21 protein-coding genes are annotated in these 19753 nt (G+C 70.9%); 4 read left to right on the plus strand and 17 right to left on the minus strand.

The window, feature by feature from the left end; all coding sequences use genetic code 11:
- Positions 1-36: 36 nt before the first annotated feature.
- Both ABD298_RS17290 and ABD298_RS17295 read left to right on the plus strand, forming a co-directional pair.
- Positions 37-378, plus strand: coding sequence for a VOC family protein (locus ABD298_RS17290; RefSeq protein ID WP_208712232.1), 342 nt, complete (start codon positions 37-39; stop codon positions 376-378).
- A 15-nt stretch (positions 379-393) separates the two neighbouring features.
- Positions 394-912, plus strand: coding sequence for a DUF488 domain-containing protein (locus ABD298_RS17295; protein ID WP_344301046.1), 519 nt, complete (start codon positions 394-396; stop codon positions 910-912).
- Positions 913-919: 7 nt separating this feature from the next.
- On the opposite strand, the gene dapF is transcribed toward ABD298_RS17295, so the two are convergent.
- The 7 genes from dapF to ABD298_RS17330 all read right to left on the minus strand — a co-directional run bounded on the left by dapF (position 920) and on the right by ABD298_RS17330 (position 7877).
- Entirely contained in the window at positions 920-1873 is a 954-nt protein-coding gene (dapF, locus tag ABD298_RS17300) for a diaminopimelate epimerase (protein ID WP_344301048.1), read from the minus strand.
- Positions 1870-2862: a tRNA (adenosine(37)-N6)-dimethylallyltransferase MiaA gene (miaA, locus tag ABD298_RS17305; protein WP_344301049.1), complete on the minus strand. Its 993-nt coding sequence runs from the start codon at positions 2860-2862 to the stop codon at positions 1870-1872. Before miaA ends, dapF begins: the two co-directional genes overlap by 4 nt.
- Positions 2863-2865: 3 nt before the next feature.
- Positions 2866-4401 (minus strand): tRNA (N6-isopentenyl adenosine(37)-C2)-methylthiotransferase MiaB, encoded by a 1536-nt coding sequence (gene miaB / locus ABD298_RS17310; RefSeq protein WP_344301050.1) that lies wholly within the window; start codon positions 4399-4401, stop codon positions 2866-2868.
- A gap of 39 nt (positions 4402-4440) precedes the next feature.
- Positions 4441-5700 (minus strand): aggregation-promoting factor C-terminal-like domain-containing protein, encoded by a 1260-nt coding sequence (locus tag ABD298_RS17315; RefSeq protein ID WP_344301051.1) that lies wholly within the window; start codon positions 5698-5700, stop codon positions 4441-4443.
- A 145-nt stretch (positions 5701-5845) separates the two neighbouring features.
- The gene (locus tag ABD298_RS17320; RefSeq protein WP_344301054.1) at positions 5846-6322 is read right to left on the minus strand and encodes a regulatory protein RecX; all 477 of its coding nucleotides are present in this window, start codon (positions 6320-6322) and stop codon (positions 5846-5848) included.
- 49 nt (positions 6323-6371) lie between these two features.
- Positions 6372-7418 carry a recombinase RecA gene (gene recA / locus ABD298_RS17325; RefSeq protein WP_344301055.1) on the minus strand — a complete coding sequence of 349 codons (1047 nt, stop codon included), beginning with the start codon at positions 7416-7418 and terminating at the stop codon, positions 6372-6374.
- 237 nt (positions 7419-7655) lie between these two features.
- Entirely contained in the window at positions 7656-7877 is a 222-nt protein-coding gene (locus tag ABD298_RS17330) for a DUF3046 domain-containing protein (RefSeq protein WP_344301057.1), read from the minus strand.
- 57 nt (positions 7878-7934) lie between these two features.
- Between ABD298_RS17330 and ABD298_RS17335 the strand changes: the two genes are divergently transcribed.
- Positions 7935-8393, plus strand: a complete 459-nt coding sequence (locus tag ABD298_RS17335; protein ID WP_344301058.1) for a MarR family winged helix-turn-helix transcriptional regulator — start codon at positions 7935-7937, stop codon at positions 8391-8393.
- Positions 8394-8470: 77 nt separating this feature from the next.
- On the opposite strand, the gene ABD298_RS17340 is transcribed toward ABD298_RS17335, so the two are convergent.
- From ABD298_RS17340 to ABD298_RS17370, 7 genes are all read right to left on the minus strand, one after another.
- The gene (locus tag ABD298_RS17340; protein ID WP_208712223.1) at positions 8471-8896 is read right to left on the minus strand and encodes a helix-turn-helix domain-containing protein; all 426 of its coding nucleotides are present in this window, start codon (positions 8894-8896) and stop codon (positions 8471-8473) included.
- Positions 8897-9079: 183 nt separating this feature from the next.
- Entirely contained in the window at positions 9080-9574 is a 495-nt protein-coding gene (locus ABD298_RS17345) for a CinA family protein (RefSeq protein ID WP_344301059.1), read from the minus strand.
- Positions 9571-10167 carry a CDP-diacylglycerol--glycerol-3-phosphate 3-phosphatidyltransferase gene (pgsA, locus tag ABD298_RS17350; RefSeq protein WP_344301060.1) on the minus strand — a complete coding sequence of 199 codons (597 nt, stop codon included), beginning with the start codon at positions 10165-10167 and terminating at the stop codon, positions 9571-9573. The genes ABD298_RS17345 and pgsA overlap by 4 nt, the downstream gene beginning before the upstream one ends.
- A 9-nt stretch (positions 10168-10176) precedes the next feature.
- Complete coding sequence (locus ABD298_RS17355; RefSeq protein WP_344301061.1) at positions 10177-13068, minus strand: FtsK/SpoIIIE family DNA translocase; 2892 nt, start codon at positions 13066-13068, stop codon at positions 10177-10179.
- A gap of 93 nt (positions 13069-13161) precedes the next feature.
- A complete protein-coding gene (locus tag ABD298_RS17360; protein WP_344301062.1) occupies positions 13162-14853 on the minus strand; it encodes a ribonuclease J in 1692 nt (563 codons plus the stop codon).
- A gap of 13 nt (positions 14854-14866) precedes the next feature.
- The gene (dapA, locus tag ABD298_RS17365) at positions 14867-15775 is read right to left on the minus strand and encodes a 4-hydroxy-tetrahydrodipicolinate synthase (protein WP_208712220.1); all 909 of its coding nucleotides are present in this window, start codon (positions 15773-15775) and stop codon (positions 14867-14869) included.
- A gap of 48 nt (positions 15776-15823) precedes the next feature.
- A complete protein-coding gene (locus ABD298_RS17370) occupies positions 15824-16579 on the minus strand; it encodes a carbon-nitrogen hydrolase family protein (protein WP_208712219.1) in 756 nt (251 codons plus the stop codon).
- 266 nt (positions 16580-16845) lie between these two features.
- Between ABD298_RS17370 and ABD298_RS17375 the strand changes: the two genes are divergently transcribed.
- Complete coding sequence (locus ABD298_RS17375) at positions 16846-18117, plus strand: heparan-alpha-glucosaminide N-acetyltransferase domain-containing protein (RefSeq protein ID WP_344301063.1); 1272 nt, start codon at positions 16846-16848, stop codon at positions 18115-18117.
- Here the strand turns inward: ABD298_RS17375 and ABD298_RS17380 are convergent.
- The 3 genes from ABD298_RS17380 to ABD298_RS17390 form a co-directional block, all read right to left on the minus strand.
- A complete protein-coding gene (locus tag ABD298_RS17380; protein WP_344301064.1) occupies positions 18114-18593 on the minus strand; it encodes a tetratricopeptide repeat protein in 480 nt (159 codons plus the stop codon). The two genes, ABD298_RS17375 and ABD298_RS17380, sit on opposite strands and share 4 nt — an antisense overlap.
- Positions 18590-19348 carry a 4-hydroxy-tetrahydrodipicolinate reductase gene (dapB, locus tag ABD298_RS17385; protein ID WP_344301066.1) on the minus strand — a complete coding sequence of 253 codons (759 nt, stop codon included), beginning with the start codon at positions 19346-19348 and terminating at the stop codon, positions 18590-18592. Before dapB ends, ABD298_RS17380 begins: the two co-directional genes overlap by 4 nt.
- Positions 19349-19433: 85 nt before the next feature.
- Positions 19434-19753 (minus strand): molybdenum cofactor biosynthesis protein MoaE (locus ABD298_RS17390; protein ID WP_344301067.1); only part of this gene is annotated, 320 nt, incomplete at its 5' end.

Consider the following 19753-nt stretch of genomic DNA (forward strand, 5'->3'; position numbering starts at 1 on the left):
ACGCAGTGCACCGCAACCCGGGAGGAAGGCGCGGCCATGGCCAAGGAGCTCAACAACATCGCGATCCCCGTGACGGACCTCGACGCGGCGAAGAAGCTGTACACCGCGCTGCTCGGCGCGGAGCCGTTCGCGGATTCCCCGTACTACGTCGGCTACATGGCGGAGGGCGTGCAGATCGGGCTCGACCCCAACGGCCACGCGCACGGCCACGCCGGCCCGATCGCGTTCTGGAAGACTTCGGACATCGCGGCCGAGGTGGCCACGCTCACGGCCGCCGGGGCCGAGGTGCTCGACAGCCCGAAGGACGTGGGCGGCGGCGCACTTGTCGCGGTGCTCAAGGACGGCGACGGGAACCTCATCGGCCTCGTCCAGGGTTGAACCCGCCGGGTACCGGTGAGGGTTTTCACGGTCGGCCATTCGACGCGCGAGTTCGACGAGCTGCTCGCCCTGCTGCGCCCCCACGGGATCACGCACCTGGTCGACGTGCGCTCGTTCCCGGCGTCGCGCAAGCATCCGCAGTGGAATCAGGACGCGATCGTCGAGGCCCTCCCGCCCGGTCTGGAGTACCGGTGGATCCGTGCGCTCGGCGGCCGGCGGCACACCCCCGCCGGCGTCCCGAGCCCCAACGGCGGGTGGCGTGTGAAGGCCTTCCGCGACTACGCCGACTACATGGCGACGCCGCAGTTCACCACCGGGCTCGGGGAGCTGGCGGAACTAGCGCAGGAGGCCGTCCCGGCCATCATGTGCAGCGAGGCGGTGCCCTGGCGGTGCCACCGGAGGCTCATCACGGACGCCCTGATCGTCGCCGGAATCGAGGTCACGCACCTCATCTCCGCCACCTCGGCAGCACAGGCGGAGCTCACGCCCTTTGCCAGAGTGGCTGACGGCGGGATCACCTACCCGGCGGCGTGACGGGTGCCTACCCGAGGGTGCCGTGGGCGACGACCACAGCGGGTCCCGCAAGCTCCACATGCTCGCGGCCCTCGGGACCGGGCACGAAGGCGACCTCGACCCTGCCGCCGGGGACATTCACGTGCCATCGGTCCGGCGCCCCCGCGCCGGCCCAGTGGCGGATTGCGACGGCTGCGGCACACGCGCCCGTCCCGCAGGACTGCGTCTCCCCCACGCCCCGCTCGTGGACGCGCATCGTGATGGTGCCGGCGCCGTCGGCCACGAGCGGCTCCGCAGGGACAACGAACTCGACGTTGGTTCCGTGCGGAGGCGTGGGCTCGACCGCCGGCGCCGTGTGGAGGCCCAGCCCGACGAGCTCGGCAGCCTCGGCGAGCGCGACGACGGTATGCGGGTTGCCCATGCTCACGCTCAGTGCGGGGCGCGCGACGTCGAGCCCGACCGCCTCGACCGTCGAGTCCGCGGCCTCCGTCTGGGCCTGGGCGGGGAAGATGAACTCCCACGGCCCCATGTCCACGGCGAAGCCCCGGCCGCGCCGCTCCACCCGCTTCACTCCGGCCCGCGTCCCGATGGGAAGCACCTCCCCGGGCGCGAGCTGCACGAGGCCCTGGTCGAGGAGGAAGGCGACGAAGACACGGACTCCGTTGCCGCACATCTCGGACAGGGACCCGTCCGCATTGCGGTAGTCCATGAACCACTCCGCGGCCGGCTCCTCGGCGAGGACAGCGCGGCCTTCGGGCAGCGCGCTCGAGCGGATGGCGCGGATGAGCCCGTCGGCACCGACGCCGAGGTGGCGGTTGCACAGGGCCGCGGCCTCGGCCTCCCCCAGCACGCGTCCGCCGTCGGGGTCCGCCACGAGCACGAAGTCGTTGCCGGTCCCGTGGCCCTTGGCGAACGGCAGCCCGGCGAGGCGTTCGAGGGCAGCGATGGCGTCGGCGGCGGCCGTGGTGGCGGGTGGAGTCATGGTCCCAGCCTACCGGCCGGCCTCTCCTGCAGCGGCGCCTGCACCCGGGTGGCCGGCTGGTCGGGGCCTTCGCCCTGCACGGCGGCCTGGTCAGCCTGGCGCACGACGGCGAGCGCCTCCTCCGCGAGGTGCGGCGAGAGGGCGTCGAGCCAGTGCACGCGGGGGTCTGCGCGGAACCAGGTCAGCTGGCGGCGGGCGAACTGCCGCGTCGCCACGATCGTCTCCTCGGCGGCCCGTTCGGGGGTCGAAGCCCCGTCGAGGACACGCAGGAACTGCCCGTAGCCCAGCGCCCGCGACGCCGTCCTGCCCTCACGCAGCCCAGCCTCGGCGAGCCTCGCCACCTCGGCGGGGAGGCCGGCGTCGACCATGCGGCGGACCCGCGCCGCGAGACGTTCGTGGAGGACGGGGCGGTCCAGGTCGAGCCCGATCTGGACTGCGGGTGCCGCATACTGCCGCTCAGGCATGAAGGAGCTGAACGGCCGGCCGGTGATTTCGTGGACCTCGAGCGCGCGGACGATCCGCCTCAGGTCCCCGAGACGGCCTGCGGACACGGGGTCGACGGACTCTAAACGGGCCCGGAGCGCTGCGATGCCTTCCCGCTCGGCCTCGGCCTCGATGCGCGAACGCACGGCGGGGTCGGTGCCGGGAAACTCGAGGACGTCGAGCGCCGCGCGCACGTACAGGCCCGAGCCCCCGGCAAGGATGGCTCGCCTGCCGCGGGCCTGGATGTCCGCGATCGCTGCGCGCGCCCAGGTCTGGAATGTCGAGACCGAGGCCTCCTCGGTGACGTCGAGGACGTCGAGCAGGTGGTGCGGGACGCCCCGGCGTTCCTGAGGCGTGGCCTTGGCAGTGCCGATGTCCATTCCGCGGTAGAACTGCAGCGCGTCGGCGTTGACCACCTCGCCGCCGAGGGCGAGCGCGAGCTCGACGGCGAGGTCGGTCTTGCCCGAGCCAGTCGGCCCCACGACGGCGACGATGGGCAGCGCCACGGGCTAGGCGGTGCGGACCGGAAGCGAGGGCATCCCCAGGCTCACGGAGCCCGCGCCGGGACCGGCCGCCGCGGGTCCCGGGACGCCGCACGAGTCCGCCTGTGCGCGATCCCAGGCGTCGCCGGCCCGGGAGCGGCGGAGCGCGTAGTCGGAAGCAGTTGCCGGGTCCGCGATGAGGTGGAAGGGTGCGGCCTCGGTCACGGCGACGGTCACGAGGTCACCGGGCCGGGGCGGCTCAGCGCCGGCGGGGACCGAGAAGTGGACGAGCCGGTTGTCCCGGGCCCGGCCGGACAGCCGGTGCGTCTCGCCCGCTTTGCGGCCGGCCTGCGCAGTCGCCATGACCTCGATGGTCCGGCCGACCTGCTGCGCGTTCTCCTCTGCGGCGATGCGGTCCTGGAGGGCGATGAGCCGCTCGTACCGCTCCTGGACCACCGCCTTGGGCAGCTGGTCCGGCAGGGACGCCGCGGGCGTGCCCGGCCTCTGCGAGTACTGGAAGGTGAAGGCGTTCGAGAAGCGGGACCGCTCAACCACGTCGAGAGTCGCCTGGAAGTCGTCCTCGGTCTCGCCGGGGAAACCCACGATGATGTCCGTGGTGATGGCGGCGTGCGGGATGCGGGCCCGGACCTTGTCGAGGATGCCGAGGAACTTCGCGCTGCGGTAGGAGCGCCGCATCTCGCGCAGGATCCGGTCGGAGCCGGACTGGAGCGGCATGTGCAGCTGGGGCATGACGTTGGGCGTCTCGGCCATGGCCTCGATGACGTCGTCGGTGAACGCCGCGGGATGCGGACTCGTGAACCGCACCCTCTCGAGGCCCTCGATCTCCCCGCACGCGCGCAGGAGCTTGCCGAACGCGAGCCGGTCGCCGAACTCCACGCCGTAGGAGTTGACGTTCTGGCCGAGCAGGGTGACCTCGATGGCGCCGTCGTCCACGAGCGCCTGCACCTCGGCGAGGATCTCCCCGGGGCGGCGGTCGCGCTCCTTGCCCCTCAGGCTCGGGACGATGCAGAACGTGCACGTGTTGTTGCAGCCGACCGAGATCGACACCCAGCCGCTGTAGACGGAGTCGCGCTTGGTGGGCAGGGTCGAGGGGAAGACCTCGAGCGACTCGAGGATCTCGAGCTGCGCTTCCTCGTTGTGGCGCGCGCGCTCGAGGAGGGCGGGAAGGGCCCCGACGTTGTGGGTCCCGAACACGGCGTCCACCCAGGGCGCCTTCGCGAGGATCGTGTCCCGGTCCTTCTGCGCAAGGCAGCCTCCGACGGCTATCTGCATGCCGGGATGCTTCTCCTTGACCGGGCGGAGCTGGCCCAGATGGCCGTAGAGCCGGTTGTCGGCGTTCTCACGCACGGCGCAGGTGTTGAACACGACGACGTCCGGCTCGCTTCCGTCCGCAGCCTTGACGTAGCCGGCGGTCTCGAGCAAGCCTGACATGCGCTCCGAATCGTGCACGTTCATCTGGCAGCCGAACGTGCGCACCTCGTAGGTGCGGGGAGCGGTGGTGGCAGCCGTCGAGGCGGTCGCGGCGGGCAGGGTGGAACTCACCCATCAAGGGTACCGGGATCCGGCGTATGCTCGGCCTCGTCAGTACCAGCCCACGGCGTTCGAATGATCCCACGCGCGGCAGGGCGTGCCGTACCGGTCGGCGATGTAGCCGACGCCCCAGGACACCTGGGTGCGGTAGTTCGTGAGCCAGTCGCTGCCCGCCGAGGCGTACTTCGATGCTGGCAGCGCCTGGGCGATCCCGTACGCCCCACTGGACGGGTTCGTCGCGTCCGTGAGCCAGTTCGACTCGCGCGTCCACAGCTGGACGAGGCATCCGAACTCTGTCTGGTCCCAGCCGCGGCCGCCCATGAGGGACGAGGCGAAGGCCTGCGCCCCGGCCGGGTCGTTCACGACGCCCGCGCCTGAGCTGACGGGGCTGGTGGCGAGCAGCGCGGCGCCTGACAGCCCTCCCTGCGCCTGTGCCGCGAGGCTCTTCGCCTTCTGCGCCGCCTCATAGGCTGCACGCGCCTCGACCCCCTCGCGGTACTTCCGCTCGACATCTGCCGAGGTGCCCTTGAGGTCGGTGAGCTGGGCGAGCAGCGTGGTCTCCTTGTCCTGGGCCTCGGCCACCACCCGCTGCGCGGCCCGCTGGGCGGACTGCGCTGTCTGGAGGTCGCGTTCGGCCTTCGCTGCCAGCTGCGCGAGTTCGTCCCGTGCGGCCTGGGCGGCCTGATGGGCTGCCGAGGCAGCATTCGCCGCCACGCGGTAGTCGGTCAACGACTGCGCGGCCTGCTCGTTGAGGATCTGGAGCGCCTGGAGCTCATCGATCGCCTCCGGGCGACTGAGCAGGCTGAATGTCTCGAAGGGGCCGATGCCGGGCCCGCCCATGTAGGCGGCAGCTGCGAGCCGTCCGGCTGCATTCTGGGCGGCGTCGCGGTCGGTTGCCTGGCGGTCGGCCTCGGATTCGAGCCGCTCGACCACCCGCTCCTGGGAGCGCACGTCCTGCTGCGCCCTGGCGGCCGTGGCCCCCGCCGTGACTGCCGCGGCAGAGGCGTCAGCTGCGGTCGCCTTGACCTGGGCCAGCAGCGCCGAGATGCGATCGGCCTGGACCCGTGCGGCCTCCGCATCGGCCTTGGCGGCCTCCACGTCTGCCCACGTGGGAAAGCCCGACGGCGGGGCGTCATCCGCGGCGACCGCCATGGAGCCGGAGAGCCCGAGGGCAAGGACCGCGGTGACGAGCGCGGCCACCACGCGGACGGCCGCCACGCGGAGGACCATGGCGCCGAGGGCCACCCCGCAGACCATTGCCCCGCCGGACTGGTCCCCGCCGGGTGCTCGTGGGGCTCGGATTCGTGCCATCCTGCCGGGAGTATCGGGGTTGCACCGCATCCCCGTCTAGCACCAGCGCCGGACCCGTGGGATCCACGCCGTCAGCGCCGCCAACCCCGGGAGACGGTGTTCTTCCTGTGCCGTCTGGTTCGTCCCGTGCGACCTGGCGGCTGCGTCACTGGGGCGGTGCACTGCCGTCGGCGTCGAGAACCTCGGCGGCAATCCGGAACGCGGCGCCCGGTGCGTGCCCCTTGCGGGCGAGCATCCCGACGAGGCGCCGCAGTTCCCGGTCACGCGCCGCAGGATCGGCGCGGTCCACGTCGCGCACCCGGCGTTCGAGCAGGCGCCTCGCGGCCGCCTCCTCGTCTTCGTCGCTGACTGCGGAGAGCGCATCCTCGGCGACGTCCCCCCGGATCCCCTTCTCACCGAGCTCCCGCCGCAGCGCCGCACGGCCCAGCGATTTCGACTCCCCGCGGCTGCGAACCCACATGCGCGCGAACTCCGCATCGTTGATGAGCCCCACGTCCTCGAAGCGTGCGAGCACTGCATCAGCAGTCTCTTCGGGGACATTGCGCTCGCGCAGCTTCCGCTCGAGCTGGAGCCGCGTCCGTGGACCGAGCGTGAGCTGCCGCAGGAGGATGGCGCGCGCCACCGACTCCGGGTCCGCCTCCGGATCATCCTCCGGAGGCGGACTCGGGCGGCTACTCGCCGTCAACGGCCTTCAGGCGCGGCTGCTCTTCTGTGGCGGCCTTCACGCCCACGCCCAGCTTCTCCTTGATCAGGCGCTCGAGCTCCTCGGCGAGCTCAGGGTTGTCGCGGAGGAAGCGGCGGGAGTTCTCCATGCCCTGGCCGAGCTGGTCGCCGTCGTAGGTGAACCACGAGCCAGACTTCTTGATGATGCCGTGTTCCACGCCCATGTCGATGATGCCGCCCTCGCGGGAGATGCCCTGGCCGTAGATGATGTCGAACTCGGCCTGCTTGAAGGGCGGTGCCATCTTGTTCTTGACGATCTTCGCCTTGGTCCGGTTTCCGACCGAATCGGCACCCTCTTTGAGGGTCTGGATACGGCGGACATCGATGCGCACCGAGGCGTAGAACTTGAGCGCCTTGCCACCGGTGGTGGTCTCGGGCGAGCCGAAGAACACGCCGATCTTCTCACGGAGCTGGTTGATGAAGATCGCCGTCGTCTTCGTCTGGTTGAGCCGGCCCGTGACTTTGCGGAGGGCCTGGCTCATGAGCCGGGCCTGGAGGCCGACGTGGCTGTCGCCCATCTCGCCCTCGATCTCCGCGCGGGGGACGAGCGCGGCCACCGAGTCGATGACGATGATGTCGAGAGAGCCGGAGCCCACGAGCATGTCCATGATCTCGAGTGCCTGCTCGCCGGTGTCCGGCTGCGACACCAGGAGCGCGTCGGTGTCGACACCGAGCTTGGCCGCGTACTCCGGGTCGAGGGCGTGCTCGGCGTCGATGAACGCCGCGATCCCGCCGTTGCGCTGCGCATTCGCGACGGCGTGCAGGGCCACCGTCGTCTTACCCGAGGATTCCGGGCCGTAGATCTCCACGACACGGCCCCGCGGCAGGCCGCCGATGCCGAGAGCGACATCGAGGGCGATCGAACCGGTTGGGATGACCTCGATCGGTGCACGGGTGTCGTCCCCCAAGCGCATGATCGATCCCTTGCCGAACTGCTTGTCGATCTGGGCGAGGGCCGCTTCGAGCGCCTTCTCGCGGTCTGGCGTTGCCGCCATGGTGCACCTCCGGTCGATTGGTACGGGCTCTGGCGTCCCCTGGTGACGAGGTGCGCCGTTAGATCCAGTCGCTACGCTACCGAGGCCCACCGACACTTCACGCAGCGCGCGGGCGTATGTGGACAACTCAGGCAGAAAGGCTGAATTCTCTCCTGTGCAGGAGAATACCTCTCCCCCGAACACATCTTCGAACAATCTGCGGCGTGTCGCAGACGAGCCGGTCCGAGGTGCGCACGCCTACTCCCGGATCGGCCTGTCCCGGCCGAGCCGCCGCTCGTGGGGCACGTCCTGGAGGTCGCACACCGCCGACCACACGTCCCGCGGGTCGACGCCCGCTCGGAGCGCCTCTTCCGCCGTGCGGCCGCCCACCGCAGCCAGGACGGCGGACGACGCCAGATGGTAGGCGTAGCCGCTACCGAACTCGTCCTCCATGAGGCGCCAGAAATCGCTGTTCCGCACTGATCCATTCTCCTGTAGGGGCGCCGGGCAGTTCGCCCTCGCGCCTATGATGGGCCCATGCCCCCCTCGCACAGCGACTTCGATGCCGCCCTGCTCGACGTCGAGCAGCAGATCGCCCTCCTGTGGCGCCGCGGACGCGCAGCGTCACAGGCGCTCTCGAGGACGCTCCACCCGGACCTCGACTCGGCCGCATACGGCCTCCTGTCCATTCTGGACCGCGAAGGGCCTCTCCGCGTCACCGACCTCGCCGCAACCGTAGGGGTGGGCAAGCCCACCGTGAGCCGGCAGATTGCGCTCCTCACGGACCTCGGGCTCGTCCGCAAGGAAGCCGACCCGCACGACGGCCGCGCCCACAATGTCACGCTCACGGATTCGGGGACCGAGCATGTCGCATCCCTGCGCGTGCACCGGCACGAGTTCTTCCGCGACCGGCTCGCCGACTGGACCCCCGACGACGTCCACGCCCTCGCGTCCTATCTCGGACGGCTCAACGAAGCCATGTCACCCCGCCAGTGAGGCCCCCGGGAGCGAGGCCGCAGGGCACACGAAAGGGGGCCGGGCATGAAGCCCGGCCCCCTTAGGTCGAGGATGCCTCAGCTGACCTTGCTCAGCTCGGCATCGAAGTCGGCGTTGATGTCACGGCCGTAGCGCTGGGCGAACTCCTGCGGGACCGTGTCCGGGATGGTGATGCCCTCGGCCACAGCCACCCTGTCGCTCACTTCACGCAGCATGACGGACAGCGGCACATCGAGGGCGCCGCAGATCGAGGAGAGCAGCTCCGAGGAGGCCTCCTTCTGTCCGCGCTCCACTTCGCTCAGATAGCCGAGCGACACCCGGGCGTTGTGCGAAACCTCGCGGAGCGTGCGGCCCTGGCGCTGGCGAACGTCACGGAGGACGTCTCCGATCTCATGACGCAGAACAACCATCTTGCGCTCCTTCTGATCTGGCTTCGCGATTCCGGCCAAGCCCACATCGCGCCAGCGGACCACGCCATTGACGGACACGGGCTGCTTAACCATGTGTATCGACTCGCTCCTCAACTCGGGTTCCCCGGCTCCCCGGGGCTCCGGTCTGACTCATCTTAGTTGTGCCGCCGTTGGATGACGACACTATCCACAACTCGCTGTACAGATGGTTTGTTCCCACCCAGTAACAACCCTACGCGGATTCACAGGCCGCTCCCAGCTTCGGGCTCTGCCGCCTCAGGGCGTGTCGGCCACCACAGCACTGCGGAGGGCAGCCAGCGCGGCCTGCGTCGCTGCGGACCGGATGTCAGCGCGGCCTCCGTGGAAGAGATGCTCCCGGACGCTGGTCGAATGCGGCCCGGCGACGGCCACGAAGACCGTTCCCACCGGCTTCCCGTCATGCGGCTCGGGACCAGCGGCTCCGGTCGTGGCGACGGCGTAGTCGGCGCCGCACGCCGCGCGGGCTCCCAGGGCCATCTGGCGGGCGACCTCGGCGTCGACGGAGCCGGCCTCTGCGAGCAGTTCCGGGGAGACTCCGAGCAGTGCGGCCTTGACCTCGCTGGCATAGCTCACCACTCCGCCCCGCAGCATTCCCGACGCCCCGGGCACCTCGGCCAGCGCCGCGGCGACCAGGCCGGCGGTAAGGGACTCCGCGGTGGCGGCGGTCGCCCCGCGGTCGAGGAATGCTGCCACGACCTCCTGCGGCGCCACAGCCGTCTCCGCCGCGTTCACGCCCCTCCCCCGAGCGCCGACGCGCGCAGGCGGATGGCCTTGGCCACGTAATCGACGCCGGTCACGACCGTCACGGCGAGCGCGAGCAGCATCACCACGAACGCGATGGCGGTGAGCACAGGATTGCCGGGCGTGAGCGGGAACAGGTAGAGGAGGAGCGCCACTGTCTGCAGGATGGTCTTGAGCTTTCCGCCGCGTGAGGCAGGCATGACTCCGTAGCGGATGACCACGAACCGCAGGGCAGTGATCCCCCACTCGCGCCCGAGGACGACGACGGTGATCCACCAGGGCAGCTCGGCGAGCGCTGACAGCAGTACGAATGCCGCGCCGGTCAGCAGCTTGTCGGCGATCGGGTCCGCGATCTTGCCGAAGTCGGTGATCAGGTTGCGCTTGCGCGCGATCGCGCCGTCGAGCTGGTCGGTGTAGATCGCGACGGCGAAGACGGCGAACGCGAGCCAGCGCAGGACTCCGTACGCGGAATCGTCGGCCAGGAGGAACCACACGAAGAACGGCACGAGGACGATGCGGACCATCGTGAGGATGTTCGGAAGGTTCCACAGCTGCGAAGGCGCAGCCGCCGGCGGGGTTGTCACGGAGTCAGCCTAGCGTCCGGTGAGCTGCCACGCGTCCTCGCCGCCGCCGTCGTCCTCGCCGTCGTGGTAGTCCACGGGATGGGGGCGGGCGTCGAGGTCCCGGGCCACGAGGTCCTCGGCGTACGGTGAGTCGTTCTCGTACTCACCTGTGTGATGGTTGGCGCTGGCGTTGTCGGCCAGCGCGGCATCCGTCGGGTTCGATGCAGACGACGGCGCGTCGTCGCCGCGGAGCGCGGCGAGCACGGCGGGCAGGTCGTCGGGCTTGACGAGGACGTCGCGTGCCTTGGAACCCTCTGAGGGGCCCACCACGCCGCGGGATTCGAGGAGGTCCATGAGGCGTCCCGCCTTGGCGAAGCCGACGCGCAGCTTGCGCTGGAGCATCGACGTCGAACCGAACTGGGTGGTGACGACGAGTTCCGTGGCCTGGATGAGGACCTCGAGATCGTCGCCGATCTCCTCGTCGATCTGCTTCTTCTCGGGCTCGGCGGCCACGTCGTCGCGGTAGGTGACCTGCAGCTGTCCCTTGACGTGTTCGACCACCTTGTGGATCTCCGATTCGGAGACCCAGGCGCCCTGGACGCGCATGGGCTTCGAGGCGCCCATCGGGAGGAAGAGCGCGTCGCCCTGTCCGATGAGCTTTTCTGCGCCCGGCTGGTCAAGGACGACTCTGGAGTCGGTGACGGACGATGTCGCGAACGCCATGCGGGAGGGCACGTTCGCCTTGATCAGGCCAGTGACGACGTCGACGGAGGGACGCTGGGTCGCGAGCACGAGGTGGATGCCTGCGGCGCGGGCGAGCTGGGTGATGCGCACGATGGAGTCCTCGACGTCGCGCGGGGCGACCATCATGAGGTCGGCGAGCTCGTCCACGATGATGAGCAGGTAGGGGTAGGGCTTGACCTTGCGCTCAGACCCGGGGGGCGGAATGACCTTCCCGGCGCGCACTGCCTTGTTGAAGTCGTCGATGTGCTTGAAGCCGTAGTTGGCAAGGTCGTCGTAGCGCGCGTCCATCTCGCGGACCACCCACTGGAGGGCCTCGGCGGCCTTCTTCGGATTCGTGATGATCGGTGTGATGAGGTGCGGCACGCCCTCGTACGCGGTAAGTTCGACGCGCTTGGGGTCCACCATGACCATGCGGACCTCGTCCGGGGTGGCCCGCATGAGGATCGAGGTGATCATCGAGTTCACGAACGAGGACTTGCCCGCGCCGGTGGCGCCTGCGACGAGCAGGTGCGGCATCTTGGCGAGGTTCGCCACGACGAAGCCTCCCTCGACGTCCTTGCCGACCCCCATCACCATCGGGTGGTCGGTGCGGCGCGCGTTCTGGCTGCGCAGGACGTCGCCGAGCGAGACCGTCTCACGGTCGGTGTTGGGGATCTCGATGCCGATCGCGCTCTTCCCCGGGATGGGGCTGAGGATGCGCACATCGGAGCTCGCCACCGCGTAGGCGATGTTCTTGCTCAGGGCGGTGACCTTCTCGACCTTCGTCCCCGGCGCGAGCTCGATCTCGTACCGGGTGACCGTCGGGCCGCGGGAGAAGCCGGTGACCTCGGCATCGACGTTGAACTGCGTCAGGGTGTCCGTCAGGGCGGCCACGACGGCGTCGTTCGCCTCGGTGCGCTCCTTCGGCGCGCTGCCCTGGACGAGGAAGTCCGAGGTTGGCAGCGTGTAGGCGACGTCTCCGGAGAGCTGGAGCTGCTCGGTGCGCTGCGGGATCGGAGTGGGCGGCGGGGTCGGCGCCACCGGGGTCGACGGGACCTTGGGCACTGCGCCCGGGTTCGGCGTCGGGAGCCCGACAGTGGGAATTGCCTCGGTCGCGCCCTCGGGCGCCTTCTCCGGCTGCCCCGGCCGGCCCTGCGCGGCTCGGATCTTCTCGATTGCGGCCTCCGCCTGGGACCGACCCGCGGCGGGAGCAGGCATCGCGGCCGTGGCGTCGCGGTCCTCCTCGTCCACGACGGCGCGCTCGTACGGCTCGTCGCCCGCGAATCCGTCGAGCGCCTCGGTAGGCTGCTCCTCGTCCTTCCCGAAGAGCCTGCGCTTCTTCTTGGGGCGCCCGGCCTTCGACGCCGCCTCGGCCCGGCGGTCGGAGTCGTAGAGGTAGCTGCGGTCGTGCCCGTCGCCCTGCTCGCCGCGCGGAAGGTCGACCCCCATGAGGTGCTCCCAGCCCTCGCGGATGCGGCGCGGAATCGCCGCGAAGGGGGTGGCGGTGACGATGAGCACCGAGACGAACGCCAGCAGCGAGTACACGACGACGGGCACCGCCGGGTGGACGACGGCGAGCAGGGAGGACGCGAGGAATCCCAGCATCCCGCCGGCGCTGCGGAGCCCTTCGAACCCGGCAGAGGCCGACGGCAGTCCTCCGAGGACATGCGCGAGTCCCGTGGCCGAGAAGGCCATGACGAGGAAGCCGATCCCCACGCGGTTGTTGCCGCGGTGGTCCGCCGGCTTCCGGAAGAGGCGGAAGGCGCACACCCCGAGCATGAGCGGCAGCAGGAGGGAGACCCAGCCGAACGTGCCGTTGACCACCGCGTAGACGGCGTCCGGGAACCACCCCTGCCAGCCCCACCACGCGAAGGTCGCGATGAAGACGGCCAGCACCAGGTTGAACAGGGCGGCTCCGTCGCGGCGGTCCTCGGGCTCGAGGTCGCTCACGTCGGTGCCTATGCGGCGCACGCCGCCGCCCACCGCGTACGCGAGGGCGAGCCAGGCGCCCCCGATCACGCGGGAGAGCCACGGCTGGCCGGCGTCGGTGCTCGTGACGCGGCCACGCGCCGTCGCGCCTCCCTTGGCCGTGCCGCGTCCCCTGCCCGAGGCAGCACGGGATGACCCGGAGCTGCCCGCACGGGACGAACCCGTCTTGGAGGCGCTGGCTTTAGGCGTGGAGGAGGTGCGAGTCGCCATACTCGCCACCGTACCGCGAAAGGCCGCCGATTCCGCGGATCACCACGGAATCGGCGGCCCTTCCGGCCTCAGGCGCCCGGGGCGCCGTACGCGTCACGCTTCGAGCACCACCGGGATGATCATGGGGCGGCGGCGCAGCTTGCGGCTCACCCACGTCCCGATGACGCGGCGGACGACCTGCTGCAGCTGGTAGGCATTGTGGTCGGCCTTGGCGAGGATCGCTTCCTCGAGTGCGGCGTTGATCTTGGGAATGATGTCATCGAACACCGCGTCGTCCTCGGCCACGCCGCGGGCGTGGATCTCGGGGCCGGTCACCACCTTGCCGGTGGACCGGTTGACGACCGTGATGACCGAGATGAAGCCCTCCTCGCCCAGGATGCGGCGGTCCTTGAGGTCGACGTCGGTGATCTCGCCCACGCTCGATCCATCCACGTAGACGAAGCCGACCTCGACCTGTCCGACGATCTTCGCGACACCCGCGGCCAGGTCGACCACGGTCCCGTTGTCGGCGAGGATCACGCTCTCGGGCTCCATGCCCGTCTCGAGCGCGAGGTTCCCGTTGGCGATGAGGTGCCGGGTCTCGCCGTGCACGGGCATGGCGTTGAGCGGCTCGATGATGTTGTAGCAGTAGAGCAGCTCGCCGGCAGCGGCGTGGCCCGAGACGTGGACCTTCGCCGTGCCCTTGTGGATCACCTTCGCGCCGAGCTTGAGGAGCCCGTTGATGACCCGGAACACGGCATTCTCGTTGCCCGGGATCAGTGACGACGCGAGGATGACCATGTCGTCCTCGCCCACCTGCACGCGGTGGTCGCCGTTAGCCATGCGGGACAGGGCCGCCATGGGCTCGCCCTGGGAGCCAGTCGACATGAGGACGAGGCGGTGGTCGGGGATGTCGTCGATCGCCTTCATGTCCACGAGGATGCCCGGCGGGATGTCCAGGTACCCGAGCTTCGCGGCGATGCCCATGTTGCGCACCATGGAGCGTCCCACGAAGGCGACCTTGCGGCCGTGGTGGTGGGCGGCGTCGAGCACCTGCTGCACGCGGTGGACGTGGGAGGAGAAGCTCGCCACGATGATCCGCTTCCGGGCCTGGCCGAAGAGCCGGTCGAGGGTGGGGCCGATCTCCTTCTCCGCGGTCGTGAACCCCGGCACGTCGGCGTTGGTCGAGTCCGCCATGAAGAGGTCCACACCCTCCTCGCCGAGACGGGCGAAGTGGCGCAGGTCGGTGATGCGACCGTCCAGCGGGAGCTGGTCCATCTTGAAGTCGCCCGTGTGCAGCACCGTGCCGCCCGCGGTGCGGATGAACACGGCGAGGGCGTCCGGGATCGAGTGGTTGACGGCAACGAACTCGGTCTGGAACGGACCGAAGTCCAGCACCTGCCCTTCTTCGACGACGCGCAGCCGCGGGGTGATGCGGTGCTCCGCGAGCTTGGCCTCGACGAGCGCGAGGGTCAGCTGCGAGCCGACGAGCGGGATGTCACGCCGGTGCCTCAGGAGGTAGGGCACGGCGCCGATGTGGTCTTCGTGGCCGTGGGTGAGGACCACGGCGACGACGTCTCCCAGCCGGTCCTCGATGTACGAGAAGTCGGGCAGGATGAGGTCGACGCCGGGCTGGGTCTCCTCTGGGAACAGGACGCCGCAGTCCACGATCAGGAGTTTGCCGCCGAATTCGAAGACGGCCATGTTCCGTCCGACTTCGCCCAGCCCTCCCAGCGGGACGACCCGCAGTGACCCCGCGGGCAGCGGGGGCGGTGTGGTGAGGACGGGCAGGGCGCGTTGGGTCATGCTGTGCTTCTTCCTAGGCGAAGTCCATTCCGGCTTCGGCCAGATCGTTGCGGATAAGGGCGAGCTCCGCCTCACCGGGCTCCACGAGCGGGAGCCGGACGACGGAGTTGGGCAGGACACCCTGCCACTTGAGAACCTGTTTGGCTGCGACGGCACCCTGGACGCGTGTCATGATGCCGCGGATCGCGGGCTCGAGCTCGAAGTGGACCTTGCGCGCCGCCGCGAAGTCCCCGGCGAGCCCCGCGTCCACGAGCGCGCGGAACTGCTGGGTCGCGACGTGCGCCGTGACGGAGACGACGCCGAGCGCGCCGGCGGCCATCCACGGCAGCGTGAGACCGTCGTCGCCGGAGTAGACGGCAAGGTCCGTCTTGGCCAGGACAACCGATACGGCGCCGAAGTCGGCCTTCGCATCCTTGAGGCCGACGATGTTGGGGTGCTCCGCGAGGCGGAGCATCGTCTCGGTGGCGATCGGGATGCCCGAGCGGCCGGGAATGTCGTAGAGCATGACCGGGAGGTCCGTCGCCGAGGCGATCGTCTCGAAGTGCGCCTGGACGCCAGCCTGGCTGGGCTTGTTGTAGTACGGGGTGACGAGCAGGAGTCCGTCGACGCCGATCTCCGCCGCACGGCGGGACAGGCTCACCGAGTGGCGGGTGTCATTCGTCCCGGTGCCTGCGATGACCTTCGCACGGCCGCCGACGGCGTCGAGGACGGCCTTGAACATGCCGAGGTTCTCCTCGTCGGTCAGGGTCGAGGTCTCCCCGGTTGTGCCGGTGACGACCAAGCCGTCGCAGCCGTCATCGACAAGCTTGGCGGCCAGCTTGCCCGCTGCATCGTAGTCGACATCGCCGTCTGCAGTGAACGGGGTGACCATCGCGGTGAGGAGGGTCCCGAAAATGCGCGTGCGAATGTCAGTGTCAGCCATGCAAAGAACGTTACCCTGTGCGGCGCCGCTTTGGGCAACGCGGGCGGTTCAGGCGGAGCGGCGCTGGTGCTCGAGCGCCGAGCGGAACAGGAGCGCCGAGACGACTTCCGTTCCCGTCCCCGAAGCGCGCGAGATCCGGTGCCCGTCCGGCCCCCAGACCCCGCTCAGGCCGCAGGACCGGCCGAGGGCGCTCTCGCCGCCGGCGTTGGCGAGCAGCGCGAAGAACCGGCTGTCCATCGCGCGCGCGCCGAAGTGGAGGTCGAGCCGCCGCTCCTCGCCGACGACGTAGACCGCCGACGCCGCGTACAGGTCGGCGCCCGCGGCGGCCGCCTCGGCCGCGTGGCTGGGCTGGGCGACATCGAAGCACACCGCGAGGGCGAGCGACCAGCCGTCGACGTCGACGAGCGTCGGCTGGTCTGCGGGTTCGAAGAGCTCTGCCTCGGCGCCGTGGAGGTGCACCTTCCCGGCGATCAGCGGGGCGGCGCCGGGCCGGACGAGTACCGACGCGAGGCGCGGCGTGCCGTCGGGCTCGCGGACGGCGGCGCCCACGACGGCGATGATGCCCATGTCCTCGCAGGCTGCTTGCAGCTGGGCGAGCTGGGCGGAGGGGCTCGTGAGCCAGTTCGCCTCGTCCGAGAGGAGGGACAGGTCGTAGCCGGTGAGCGAGAGCTCCGGGAAGACGGCGAGCCGGGCGCCGTGGTCGTCCGCGTCCTCGAGGAGGCGGATGTGCTCGTCGATGTTCGCGGCGATCCCTCCCGGCAGGGGGACGGACTGCACTGCGGCCACGGTGAGCTCGGCGGACATAGGGCCCATCCTAGGACACGCTGCCGGCAGCCCCCGGACCTCCTGCCCCGACTGCCGCCCTGCGCGGGCGCGAGGCTGTCGTCCGCCGCCCCGGGGGACAGGACCGGGGCGGCGGACGGGACTCCGGCCGTCCCGGTGCGACAGCCGGGATGGCTATGCACCGCATCCTAATCGAACATATATACGAAGATCAAGGGTCTACTTCGAAGACGCGCAGCCCTCGCTCATGCGCTCATGCGCTCATGCGCTCATGAGACGATCCCTGCATGGGTGGAAGGGGCACGGGCGCACGGGCGCCGCTCCCGGGCAGGCGCGGACCTGCCGCGGGCGCCACGGGCACCCACCGCCTGGTCGGGCTCGACATGGCCAGGGGCACGGCGCTCATCGCGATGATGACGACGCACATCCTGCCCACCTTCCAACAGGACCCCACAACGCTGCTCTGGTCCGCGACGTGGGTCGGCACCTCCCTGTCCGGGCGCGCCGCCGCCCTGTTCGCCGTCCTCGCGGGGGTCTCGCTCACGCTCGGCCGCGTCCCGGCCACCCGCAACCGCCTCGGACTCGCGCTGCGCGCTGGGGTGATCGCCGTCGTCGGGCTCACGCTCGGCCTCGTCGAGGTGAACGTCGCTGTGATCCTCGTGCACTACGCGCTCCTGTTCTGGTGTGCGCTCCCGGTGGTCGGGCTGGGGCGCCGCGCGCTCGGGCTGCTTGCGGGAGCGTGGATCCTCCTCTCGCCGGCCGTCGCGTTCCTCGTCCGGCCAGTGCTCCTGGGTCCGGGGCCCTCCCCGCACCTCGCGCACAACCCGAGCTGGGAGGACCTCGGGGACCCGGGCCGGCTCCTCGCGGACCTCATGGTGACGGGGTACTACCCGGTCTTCCAATGGTTCGCCTACCTGCTCGTGGGCCTGTGGATCGGCCGCGCTCCCCTGACCCGCGCGTCCACACAGGTCGGGCTGCTCGTCGGCGGCGCGGCGGTGGCGGTGGCGGCGAAGACCGCCGCGTGGTCCTTCCTCGTGCCCCTGGGCGGGATCAACGCCCTCATGGCGACAGACCAGGCTGCAATCTGGCCTCTGCGGGCGATGCTGGAGGCGAACCTGAGCGGCGTCGACCAGGTGGGCACGTGGTGGTGGCTCACGACGGCGGCACCGCACTCGGGGACGCCCCTGGACCTCCTGCACACCTCGGGGACCTCGGCGGCGGCTATCGGGGCGTTCCTGCTCGTGGCCCGTGTGGCACCGCTCATGCGTACTGGGTTCCTGACCCCGCTCGCGGGGGCGGGCGCCATGACGCTCACGCTGTACTCGCTGCACGTCTGGGCCCTCTCGTGGCCCGCCGTGCAGGACGCCGGCCTGGAGCGGGAGCCTCTGCTGGCGGTGCACGTCGCTGCGGCGCTCGCGCTGGGCCTGCTCGTCCAGGCCAACGGGTGGCGCGGACCGCTCGAGGCGCTCGCCCACGGCGCCACGCGTCTGGGCCTGGCCGCCGGGCGCACGACGGCGGGCGGCGCCCCGCGCGGGACGCCCCCCGGGCGCTCGGGCTAGTCGGCCTTGCGGTGCAGCGCGATCGCCTGGCGCATGGCTGCACGCGCCTGCTTCCGGTCGCCGGAGGCGTCGTAGGCCAGTCCGAGTCGGTACCACGCGCGCCAGTCCTCGGGCGCTGCCTCGGTCTCGGCGCGGTAGCGGCCGAACTCGGCGTCGGCCGCCGAGCGCACGATCCGGCCGCCCGGGGTGCGCGGGAGGGTGTCCTCGGGCAGCCCGCCCTCGGCGTCGAGCTGGCGCCCGAGCCGCTCGAGGCGGGCCCCGAACATCAGCTCGCGGGCGAGCGCCCAGGCCCCGACGACGGGGAGCACGAGGTAGGCCGCACCGATCGCCTTCGCGACCGGCTCCGGGTCGGAGAGCAGGAGCCGGGCGCGGTCGAAGGTGACGACGAGGTAGAAGACGAGCAGGAGGGTGACGGCGGCGACGCCGACCTTGGCACGGTTCGCACGGAACCAGTCCGCGAGCCCTGACGCGGTCACAGGCCCAGGTCCAGATAGCCGTCGAGGCCGACCGTGAGGCCGGGATGCGCGGCGACCTCCCGCAGGCCCAGGAGGACACCCGGCATGAAGGAGGCGCGGTCGAACGAGTCGTGCCGGAGCGTCAGCTGCTCGCCCGGGCCGCCGAGGAGCACCTCCTGGTGCGCGACGAGGCCGCGCAGGCGCACCGCGTGGACCCGCACGCCCTCGACATCGGCGCCCCGGGCACCCTCGAGCTGCTTGACCGTTGCATCCGGCGACGGGCCGACGCCGGCCTCGGAGCGGGCGGCGGCGATGAGCTGGGCCGTGCGGACGGCGGTCCCGGACGGCGCGTCGACCTTGTCCGGGTGGTGGAGCTCGACGATCTCCACGGACTCGAAGTAGCGGGAGGCCTTCGCAGCGAAGGCGGAGGCGAGGACGGATCCGAGGGCGAAGTTCGGGGCGATGAGGACCCCGGTGCCAGCATGCTCGGCGAGGAGGGCGTCGAGGGAGGCGAGCCTCTCGGCGGTCCACCCGGTCGTGCCGACCACGGCGTGGAGGCCGTGCTCGACGGCGAAGCGGACGTTCTCCTCGGTGGAGTCCGGAACGGTGAGGTCCACCACGTAGCGCGCGCCGGCGTCGAGCACGGCCTCGAGGGAGTCGCCGCGTCCGAGCGCCGCCACGAGCTCCATGTCGGGCGCCGCGCCGACGGCCCTGACGGCCTCGGAGCCCATGCGCCCGTTCGCGCCCAGCACTGCCACGGGAAGTCGTTCTGCCATGCCGCCAGAGTACCGGCGGGTGGGCGCCCCCTCAGAATCGGGGGATGCGCGGCCCTGTGCGGGCCCGGCTCCGCCGGTTGTGATGTCAGCCGAGCGCCGCGACCCACTCGGTGCCGCCGTCGTCGAAGAACTGCTCCTTCCAGATCGGCACCTCGGCCTTGACCCTGTCCACGAGGTCGGAGCATAGCCGGAAGGCCTCGCCCCGGTGCGCGGCCGAGACCGCGCACACGAACGCCGCGTCCCCGACCTTGAGGTCGCCGACCCGGTGCGCAATCCACACGCGCATCGCGCGCTCGGAGGCCGGCTCCGAGGCGCGGTGCTCGGCGATGACGGTCTCCACGACCGTGCGCAGTGTGTTCTGGGCCGTGGGGTGCGCCGTGTAGGACAGCCGGCTCACCCCGCGGC

It is taken from the genome of Sinomonas flava (assembly GCF_039531875.1).
Classification (GTDB): domain Bacteria; phylum Actinomycetota; class Actinomycetes; order Actinomycetales; family Micrococcaceae; genus Sinomonas; species Sinomonas flava.